The 9,557-nt window shown below is 55.8% G+C and carries 8 protein-coding genes; 5 read left to right on the forward strand and 3 right to left on the reverse strand.

Translation table 11 applies throughout. The features are described from left to right. The first annotated feature begins 173 nt into the window (after positions 1 to 173). Entirely contained in the window at positions 174 to 1,859 is a 1,686-nt protein-coding gene (leuA, locus tag L579_RS22840; RefSeq protein ID WP_021186481.1) for a 2-isopropylmalate synthase, read from the forward strand. Here leuA and L579_RS22845 read toward each other — a convergent pair. The 3 genes from L579_RS22845 to L579_RS22855 form a co-directional block, all read right to left on the reverse strand. Continuing rightward, entirely contained in the window at positions 1,810 to 2,592 is a 783-nt protein-coding gene (locus L579_RS22845; RefSeq protein ID WP_021186482.1) for an AraC family transcriptional regulator, read from the reverse strand. The two genes, leuA and L579_RS22845, sit on opposite strands and share 50 nt — an antisense overlap. A 4-nt stretch (positions 2,593 to 2,596) precedes the next feature. Next, the gene (locus L579_RS22850) at positions 2,597 to 3,460 is read right to left on the reverse strand and encodes an NAD(P)-dependent oxidoreductase (protein ID WP_021186483.1); all 864 of its coding nucleotides are present in this window, start codon (positions 3,458 to 3,460) and stop codon (positions 2,597 to 2,599) included. Positions 3,461 to 3,551: 91 nt separating this feature from the next. Further along, entirely contained in the window at positions 3,552 to 4,448 is an 897-nt protein-coding gene (locus L579_RS22855) for a LysR family transcriptional regulator (protein WP_021186484.1), read from the reverse strand. Between the two features lie 122 nt (positions 4,449 to 4,570). Between L579_RS22855 and L579_RS22860 the strand changes: the two genes are divergently transcribed. The 4 genes from L579_RS22860 (at position 4,571) to L579_RS22880 (ending at position 9,454) form a co-directional block, all read left to right on the forward strand. After that, positions 4,571 to 5,422 carry a Vmh family MBL fold metallo-hydrolase gene (locus L579_RS22860; RefSeq protein ID WP_021186485.1) on the forward strand — a complete coding sequence of 284 codons (852 nt, stop codon included), beginning with the start codon at positions 4,571 to 4,573 and terminating at the stop codon, positions 5,420 to 5,422. A 1,111-nt stretch (positions 5,423 to 6,533) separates the two neighbouring features. Beyond that, positions 6,534 to 8,660, forward strand: coding sequence for a TonB-dependent receptor PqqU (gene pqqU, locus L579_RS22870; protein WP_021186486.1), 2,127 nt, complete (start codon positions 6,534 to 6,536; stop codon positions 8,658 to 8,660). A 123-nt stretch (positions 8,661 to 8,783) separates the two neighbouring features. Then, a complete protein-coding gene (locus L579_RS22875; protein WP_021186487.1) occupies positions 8,784 to 9,035 on the forward strand; it encodes a type II toxin-antitoxin system Phd/YefM family antitoxin in 252 nt (83 codons plus the stop codon). Beyond that, positions 9,035 to 9,454, forward strand: a complete 420-nt coding sequence (locus L579_RS22880) for a type II toxin-antitoxin system VapC family toxin (RefSeq protein WP_021186488.1) — start codon at positions 9,035 to 9,037, stop codon at positions 9,452 to 9,454. The genes L579_RS22875 and L579_RS22880 overlap by 1 nt, the downstream gene beginning before the upstream one ends. Positions 9,455 to 9,557 lie beyond the last annotated feature (103 nt).

The following is a 9,557-nucleotide window of genomic DNA, read 5'->3' on the forward strand; positions in this document are numbered from 1 at the left end:
CACGGTTGGTAGCGGCGTGATTTATCACGCGTTGATACGCCAGGGACACGGTTGGTAGCGGCGTGATTTATCACGCAGGATTTGTCAGTTTTGCGCGGGTGGTTGTCAGCAATGGGCGAGCCTGCACCACCGGGTTTCGGCAACACTGACCGCAGAACATAAGGAGAATCCCAATGCTTACCCAACCCGCTGAAAAATATCGTCCTTACCCGGTTATCAACTTACCCGAACGTCAGTGGCCATCACGCCAGTTGACTCAGGCACCGCGCTGGCTGTCGACCGATCTGCGTGACGGTAATCAGGCGTTAGCCACGCCGATGGACAGCGCGCGCAAGCTGGAATTCTGGCAACTGCTGCTGCGCTGCGGCTTTAAAGAGATCGAAGTGGCGTTTCCGGCCGCCTCGCAAACCGACTTCGACTTTGTGCGCCTGCTGATTGAACAGCGTCATATCCCTGACGATGTGGCCATTCAGGTGTTGACCCAGGCGCGTGCCGATTTGATTGATCGCACCTTTGAAGCGCTGCGTGGTGCGCCCCGCGCCATCATCCATCTGTACAACGCTACCGCCCCGCTGTTCCGTGAACGCGTGTTTCGCCAGAGCAAGGCCGAGATTATCGAGCTGGCCTGCGCGGCGGCTCGACAGATCCGCGCACGCTGCGCCAGCCAGGGCGATACCACCTGGACCTTCCAGTACTCACCGGAAACGTTCTGCTTTACCGAACCGGAATTTGCGCTGGAGATTTGTGAAGCGGTGGCGGCAATCTGGCAACCCAATGCGCAAAGGCCGATGATCATTAACCTGCCTGCCACCGTGGAGGTGAACACCCCCAACGTGTATGCCGACCAGATTGAATATTTCTGCCGTCACTTTAGCCAGCGTTCACAGGTGAGCATCAGCGTCCATCCGCATAACGATCGCGGCACCGGTATCGCCTGTGCCGAGCTGGCGCTGCTGGCCGGAGCCGATCGTGTGGAGGGATGCCTGTTTGGCAATGGTGAGCGTACCGGTAACGTCGATTTGGTCACGCTGGCGCTGAACCTCTATACCCAGGGCGTCGCCCCGCAGCTCGATTTCAGTGATATTCAGCAGGTGCTGGAAGTGGTGACGCGCTGCAATCAGTTGCCGGTACATCCACGTCATCCTTATGCCGGGGAGCTGGTGTTTACCGCGTTTTCCGGTTCGCATCAGGATGCGATTCGCAAAGGTTTTGCCGAGCGTGCACAGCGCGAGGAAATTTTCTGGCAGATGCCCTACCTGCCGCTCGATCCCGCCGATATCGGTTGCAGCTATGAGGCGGTGATTCGGGTGAACAGCCAATCTGGCAAAGGCGGTGCCGCCTGGCTGCTGGAACAGAATCACGGTCTGCAACTGCCGCGCGGTCTGCAACAGGATTTCAGCCGTATCGTGCAGCAACAGACCGATGCGCACGGTCAGGAGATGACCCATCACGCCCTGTGGCAATTGTTTTGTGAGCACTACGGCTTGACCCACCCGGCGCGTCGCTTGCTGGAAGCGGAGAGCCACAGCGATGAATCCGGTGAAACGCGGCTGAAAGCCCGTGTGCAGCAAGGCGCGCAGCAGATCAGTGTGGAGGGTAAAGGCAACGGTTTGCTGTCAGCGGCGGTGGCGGCACTGCGCCAGCGTTATGGCCTGACGCTGAGCATTGAGGATTATCACGAACATACGCTCGGCAAACGCAGCGACAGTCGTTCGGTCACCTATCTCAGCTGCCTCAACACGCGTGGCGAACGCGCCTGGGGGGTAGGTATCGATAATGACGTGGCGCGCGCCTCATTGCAGGCGTTGCTCAATGCCGCCCACGCTTTTCTGCCGCAGGAAAGTAGTTCGCTGGCGTAACACCCAGCAAACGGCGAAACATCGCGCTGAAGGCGCTCGGACTGTCGTAACCCAGATCGAGTGCCACCGCCAGCACCGAATCGCCCTGCGCCAGTCGCGTCAGGGCGACGCCAAGACGGGCGCGCCGCACCCAGTCGCTGAACTGTAAACCCGTTTCGCGACTGAAGTGGCGCGCCAGGGTACGCTCCGCGACGCACAATTCCGCCGCCGCCCGCGCCAGCGTCCAGTTTTCACCGGGTTGCTGCTGGATCTGCTGGCACAGCGTTAACAAGCGTGCGCTCTCCGGCCACGGCAGGCCGAACGGCAGCACATCCATCACCCGAATTTCATCCAGAATTAACTCGTAGATGCGCTCGGCACGGCTGCCTGCTTGATAGCTTTCGGGCAGATCAATGGCGCTGACAATCAGTTCACGCAGCAATGGCGAGATCTGCACCACCTGACAACTGGCGGGCAGGTCAGCACGCGCCAGCGGATCAACAAACACCGTGCGCGCCGCCACCTGACCGGTAATCTGCAACGCATGGCGCGTACCCGCAGGCAACCAGACACCCCGGCTGGGCGGCACGATCCAACTGCCGTGCTGCGTCTCCACCTTCACCACGCCGCTCAGGGTATGAATCAATTGCGCGCAGTCGTGGTGATGCCACGGCTCCACCGCGCCGTGCGCATAATCATGGGCGTACGGCACCAGCGGACGGCTGGCAAAACTGAAGTTCAGCACCGCAGTCATCGGGTTAGCGCTTCAGGAACTGATAAACCGCCGCCAGATCCTGCTCGCCGTAACCCGCATCCACCGCTTGCTGCCAGACCTCGACGATATTTTCCAGCGCCGGCAATTTGGCTTCACCCGCCGCATCCAGCGCCAGACGGGCATCTTTCAGCGCCCAGATCAGGTGCATCTGCGGGGTGAAATCCTGGCTGGCAATCATGCCGAGTTTCATTTTGGCGTAAGGCGCCGCCAGCGGGCCACCGTCCAGCACTTTCCACAGATCGTCGGTGGTGAAACCAAACTGCTCCGCCAGACGGGTACTCTCCGCCAGGCTCTGCATCAGACCGATCAACCAGCTGTTCACCACCAGCTTCATACGCGAACTGGCACCGGCCTCACCCAACCATTGGGTGCCCTTGCCAATCGCCGCAAATACCTGTTCCGCTGCGGCAGCTTTGCTCTGGTCGCCGCTCGCCATCACCAGAATCTGCGCGTTTTCTGCCGGGGCCTTGGTGCCCGACACCGGGGCATCGATAAACACCACATCCGGGCGAGAGGCCGCCAGTTCCGCGATTAACGCATCTGTCGCTTCGACACCGATGGTGCCCATCTGGCACAGGGTAGCGCCCTGCTTCAATGCGCCCTGCGCGTCTTGCACCACCTGGCGAGTCGTCTCACCGTCAGACAGCATGGCGATCACCACATCTGCGCCGTCCACTGCCTGGATGGCACTGTCACCCAGCATCAGCCCGGCTGACAATAAATCTTCGCCACGGGCGCGGGTACGGTTCCAACCGCGTACCACAAAGCCTTTTTTCAGCAGGTTGGCAGCAAAAGCATGCCCCATTGCACCCAGTCCTAACACCGCTACCACAGGTTGCTGACTCATCTTCTTTCCCTTCTCTGATTTGGCATAAACACGCTAGCCTGACAGGAATTGTGGTCCACAGCCAGGCCAGAGGTGCGATGAAAACATTTTTTTAACTTGCCGCTGGCGCATCCTCAGCCAGGCGCTGCTGCACCGCCGCCAGAAACAGGCGCAAGGCCGCAGGCTGGCGATCGCGTGACATATACAGACCATAGATACCCAGCGTTTTGGGCGTAAAGTCTGGCATCAAACGTTGTAACTGCCCGCTGTTGATCGCCGCGCGTGCCTCCATCTCCGGCACCATCGCCACACCACAACCGGCGCTGGCGGCATCGCACAACACCGAAGAGATGCCGGCACTGAAATTGCCGCTGATGGTGGTGGTGATCACCTCACCGTTGCGGTCATTAAATTGCCAGCGTTGCCCGGCAAAACGGCTGTAGTGCAGGCAATTATGCTGTGTCAGGTCCTGCGGGGTTTGCGGGGTGCCGTACTGCTGCAAATACGCCGGTGATGCGCACACCACCGACACACATTCCCCGAGTCGACGCGCAATTGCGCCTGGTTCAGGATCGTTAGTGATGCGCACCGCCAGATCGATGCGCTCCCCGACCAGACTCACGGGCTGATTGTTAATCTCCAGTTCAATGCGCAGCGCCGGGTAGCGGGCCAGAAACGCCGGGATCATCGGCCCCAGAATATGAGTGGCAGTGGAGTGTGCACAGGCCACACGCAGGATGCCCTGCACGTCGCTTTGTGCGCCTTGATCGGCAATGTCCTCAGCGAGTCGCGCCAGTGCACGGCTTTTTTCGAGGATTTTTTCTCCGGCTGGGGTAATGGTCAGACGGCGCGAAGAACGATGCAGTAAACGCGCTCCGGCCCACTTCTCCATCTCATCCAGGTAGCGACTTACCATCGGCCGCGAAATATCCAGCGCCCGCGCCGCCGCACTCAGGCTCCCCAGTTCGCAGATACGATTAAATACCGTTGCCGCCGTCACTCTGTCCATATCCGCTCCATCTGATCGTTTTATGAAACTGACCATCTCTGATTGCGGGAATTCTAACAGACCCAGATTTCCCTACAATGAGGCTTTTAGTGACGGCAGGCTGCCGCTTAAAGGAATATGTGATGAAAATGAAGAGATTACCGTTATGTTTGCTGCTGACCGCAGGCCCGGTATTGGCCGCACCACTGCACCTTGAGGTCTACAACCCGCAGGAACAGGGGTTGTTCCCGGTGTCTTCAACCCTGGTGTCAGGCCCACATGAAGCAATATTGTTTGATGCGCAGTTCAGCCCGAAAGATGGCGAAAAGCTGGTGGAGATGATTAAAGCCAGCGGCAAAAAGTTGACGCAGATTGTTATTACCTCGGGCGATCCTGACTTCTATTTTGGTCTGGAACCGATTGTTAAAGCCTTCCCACAGGTAAAAGTCGTGGCCTCGCCGCTGGTGGTGGAACATATCGACGCCACCAAGCAGGCCAAGCTGCAATATTGGGGACCGAAAATGCCGGGTGGTGCCCCCACGCAATTAATTGTGCCACAGACGACTTATCAGACCGGTTTCAGCGTCGATGGCGAACGTATTGAATTACGCCACGCCGGGGATAAATCCGCCTATGTCTGGATTCCGGCAAACCGGGCGATTCTCGGCGGTACTGCGGTGGCGGCTGGCATTCACGTCTGGACGGCAGATACCCAAACCCCCGCCAGTCGCGAGCAGTGGCGGAGCGTACTGCGTGAAATGCAGCAGTTAAAACCGAAAGTGGTGATTCCGGGTCATTATATTGGCCCCCGTCCGAGTGGCGACCAGGCGGTGACCTTCACGCTGAATTATCTGCAAAAATTTGAAGCCGCGCTGGCAGAGAAGAAAGGTTCGGCGGCAGTGATTGAGACGATGAAAGCCGCTTACCCCAATTTGCCGGACGAAAGCTCGCTGGCGTTGAGCGCGAAGGTGAATAGCGGCGAGATGAAGTGGTGATGTGGTTGGCTGCCTGCTCTGAGACATTGTCAGAAAGGCGGCCAACTCTGGCAGAACGCGCCGTATTTATGTCAGAAAATTGAAAGAAAACCACTCACCTACTAAATTCTCACTCACAATAAACAACACAACCGACAAAACAATTTCTTCTAATTCCTGAATAATGGAAAACCATCTCAACGCTTCACATAATAATCCGGTTTATTCTTCAAGGGAGAAAGTGAATTTCGATAAAAGCATAAATAAAATCCGGCACAACGATAAACACATGCCTGGAGCCGACACTGTCGTCGCTTGCGAAACAGAAAGTCAAGCCCCACAAAGAAACGGCGACGCAGTCAGAAGCGCCGCAACCAAGAAAACGTTGGTAAGATCCGAAGCTCAGCCATGATCAATTAGAATCTGCAATGGAAAAATTGCAATTTAAAGAAATCACGCACACTGATTTTCGTATCCTTATCGCGACACGTTCGTAATCTGAGATAAAACAGCCGCTCGGTTTAAAGCGGCTGTTTATAAATGCCGGGCGAACCCCTTTCTTTTATTTCAACAGCACCCACGTTGTGAGGTTAACCCAGTCTTAAAATGACCTCAGGATTGTCTTAGTTTCCATTGCAGAAAAAATACCGGGATATAATTATGATGCGGGGAGCCTCCCGTGCTTAATCAGGTTAAATAAATGGACGCTGACGTTGCTTTCTACGAAATATCTGACCCTGCGACCCTTTATCACGGCATCCTGACAGAAATACCCGGTAATGATGGATACCGTTCAATAATAATTAAAGATTTACGGATACGAATCGCTGAAGATAAGAAGAGAAAATTCAATTCCTTGCGTATACACGAGGCGGTTTTTCTCAACATAGCGGGAGAGCAGTTTAAATTTTATAAATCGATGTCCAACCAGATAGAACACGTCCTGACAACCTATCCGTAGTACTCCCGCACCCGCAGATGTGTTTACCGTCCCAGCTATTCCCCTGACGGTAACAGCCTTTTATTGGGCAAATAGCTTAAAATGTAATGCCAGCCTGGGTAAAAACTATTAACATATGTCTCATTATGTTCCAACCGGTTCATTTCCTTTCATTTATTACGGTCTTTCATAATGAGAATAGCTTTACTGCGCCAGGCGCTGTGGCTGGCGCTGCCTGCGGTGTTTCCGTTACCACTGCTGGCCGCTGATGATGCCAGCAACACCATGGTGGTCAGTGCCACTCCCGACAGTTCCGGTTTATCTGAACTCGATACGCCTGCGGCGGTCAGCGTCGTCTCCGGCGACGATATGCGTCACGCGGCCCCGCGCGTTAACCTGTCAGAAAATCTGATGGGCGTGCCGGGCATGCAAATTCAGAACCGTCAAAACTATGCCCAGGACCTGCAAATTTCGGTGCGCGGTTTTGGTTCGCGTTCCACCTACGGCCTGCGTGGCATCCGCATGTACGTAGACGGCATTCCCGCCACCATGCCGGACGGCCAGGGTCAGACCTCCAACGTTGATATCGGCTCGATTGACCATGTTGAAGTGCTGCGGGGTCCCTTCTCGGCGCTGTACGGTAACTCTTCCGGCGGGGTGATCAATGTGGACACCCAAACCGGGCAGCAGCCCACTACGCTGGAAGCCAGCACCTGGTACGGCAGCTATGGCAGCTGGCGCAACAGCGTCAAAGCCAGTGGCGCGACGGGCGACGGCACCCATGCCGGTGACGTCAACTACACCATTTCAGCCTCACGCTTTACCACCCACGGCTATCGCGATCACAGTTCGGCAGAAAAGAACCTCGGCAACGCCAAGCTCGGCGTACGCATTGATGATGTCAGCACCCTGACGCTGCTGTTCAACAGCGTGCATGTCGATGCGCAGGATCCCGGCGGTTTAACCCAGGCGCAATGGGAGCAGAACCCGCGTCAGGTGGTCAGCAACGTCAGCCTGTACAATGCGCGTAAAACCGTCGATCAGACCCAGGGCGGTCTGCATTATCAGCGCCAGATGAGTGAAAACGACGACCTGAGCGTGATGATGTATGCCGGGGTGCGCGAAACCACGCAGTATCAGTCAATTCCGGCAAGCTCGCAGACCAGCCCAGCCCATCCGGGCGGCGTAATCTCCCTGACCCGCCATTATCAGGGCATCGATACCCGCTGGACGCATCGCGATACGCTGTTCACCATCCCGGTAACGCTGACCGGCGGTCTTGATTATGAAACCATGACTGAACGCCGCAAAGGCTACGAGAACTTCACTACCAGTAACGGCGTCACCGATTACGGCGTGATGGGGGATATGCGTCGTAATGAACGCAATCTGATGTGGAACCTTGATCCCTACGTGCAAACCGCGTGGCAGCTAACCGATAAATGGTCGCTGGATGCCGGTGTGCGTTTCAGCACCGTCAATTTCGACTCCAACGATTTCTACATCACCTCCGGCAACGGCGACGACAGCGGCAACGCGCGTTACCACCGCTGGCTGCCTGCCGCGTCGTTGAAATACGCCATTGATGATAGCTGGAATGCTTATGTTTCTGCGGGGCGTGGTTTCGAAACCCCGACCATCAATGAGTTGTCCTACCGTTCTGACGGTCAGTCCGGCCTTAACCTCGGTCTGAAACCGGCTACCAGCGACACGATCGAACTGGGTAGCAAAAAACGCATTGGCTACGGCCTGCTGACTGCCGCCATTTTCCAGACCGATACCGATAACGAAATCGTTGCGGATAGCAGCAGCAACGGGCGCACCAGCTACAAAAATGCCGGGCAAACCCGTCGTCGTGGTCTTGAGCTGGGCCTTGATCAGCAGTTTGGCGAAGACTGGCGTGTGAAGGCTGCCTGGACGCTGCTCGATGCACGTTACCGCAGCAACGCCTGTGGCACCGAGAGCTGTGACGGCAACCGTATTCCGGGGATCGCGCGCAGCATGGCGTATGCCGGACTGTCTTATGCGCCGGATCTGGGCTGGTATGCCGGAGCCGATGTGCGTTATATGAGCGACATCGCCGCCGATGATGAAAACGATGTGAAAGCCCCGGCATACACCGTGGTGGGCCTGAACAGTGGTTATAAGTGGCTGATTAAAGAGAGCTGGACGCTGGATCTGTTTGGTCGCGTCGATAACCTGTTCGACCGCAACTACATCGGTTCGGTGATCGTTAACGAGAGTAATGGCCGCTATTACGAACCGGCACCGGGTCGTAACTACAGCGTCGGCCTGACCGTGAGCTACGCGTTCCAGTAATTAAAAAAATCAAAGCCCTGTCAGACATGATGTTTGGCAGGGCTTTTTTTTATGCTTAAATATTGTGCAAAACACGTAATCCTCCTACCATGTAGCAACATCACTACATTTGGTGGAGCGAGCATGACAATCACCAAAATTAGCAGCAGAACGTTTAACCAGGAGGTTTCGCGTGCCAAAAAAGCGGCAGAAACTGGCCCGGTTTATATTACCGACCGCGGTAAACCCGCACATGTTTTACTGACCTACGATGACTACAAAAAACTGGCAGGAACGCACAGAAGTATTGTTGATTCGCTGGCGATGCCTGGCGGGCAGGACATCGATTTCGAACCTGATCGCGCTACCATCATTCACCGGGATGTGGAATTTTGATGCGTTATTTACTGGACACCAATGTTATTTCTGAGCTACGCAAGGCAGGGACGCCAAAAGCCAATCCGCAGGTCATCGCCTGGGCAAATAGCCTCAATGCGGAGGATATGTTTATCTCCGCCCTCACGTTGATGGAAATTGAAAAAGGTATCCTTAAATTTGCGCGTAAAGATCCGACGCAGGCCCACCATTTGCAGCGCTGGTATCAAGAACGGGTGCTGATTGAATTTGCCTGGAGGACGTTGGATATTGACAGCGCTGTCTGCCGCCTGTGCGCCCAACTGCATATCCCTGACGAACGTCCGGCGACGGATGCGTTAATTGCCGCTACGGCGATTCATCATGACATGGTTCTGGTAACGCGTAATGTGCGAGATTTTACCGGGATGGGGGTGATGTTGTTGAATCCGTGGGATTAGCGTGATAAATCGCGCCGCTTGTATCTTGAAGTTGTAACTGGTTAGCTACCCGTTACACGAAACGGAGGCAGCTTGTCGCGCCGCTTAAGCCTCGATCTTGTGC

This window comes from Pantoea sp. AS-PWVM4, from assembly GCF_000468095.1.
Taxonomy (GTDB): domain Bacteria; phylum Pseudomonadota; class Gammaproteobacteria; order Enterobacterales; family Enterobacteriaceae; genus Pantoea; species Pantoea phytobeneficialis.

Coding starts and splice junctions, on each gene's coding strand:
- leuA (WP_021186481.1), top strand. CDS start 174: ATGCTTACCCAACCCGCTGAAAAATATCGTCCTTACCCGGTTATCAAC.
- L579_RS22845 (WP_021186482.1), bottom strand. CDS start 2,592: ATGACTGCGGTGCTGAACTTCAGTTTTGCCAGCCGTCCGCTGGTGCCG.
- L579_RS22850 (WP_021186483.1), bottom strand. CDS start 3,460: ATGAGTCAGCAACCTGTGGTAGCGGTGTTAGGACTGGGTGCAATGGGG.
- L579_RS22855 (WP_021186484.1), bottom strand. CDS start 4,448: ATGGACAGAGTGACGGCGGCAACGGTATTTAATCGTATCTGCGAACTG.
- L579_RS22860 (WP_021186485.1), top strand. CDS start 4,571: ATGAAAATGAAGAGATTACCGTTATGTTTGCTGCTGACCGCAGGCCCG.
- pqqU (WP_021186486.1), top strand. CDS start 6,534: ATGAGAATAGCTTTACTGCGCCAGGCGCTGTGGCTGGCGCTGCCTGCG.
- L579_RS22875 (WP_021186487.1), top strand. CDS start 8,784: ATGACAATCACCAAAATTAGCAGCAGAACGTTTAACCAGGAGGTTTCG.
- L579_RS22880 (WP_021186488.1), top strand. CDS start 9,035: ATGCGTTATTTACTGGACACCAATGTTATTTCTGAGCTACGCAAGGCA.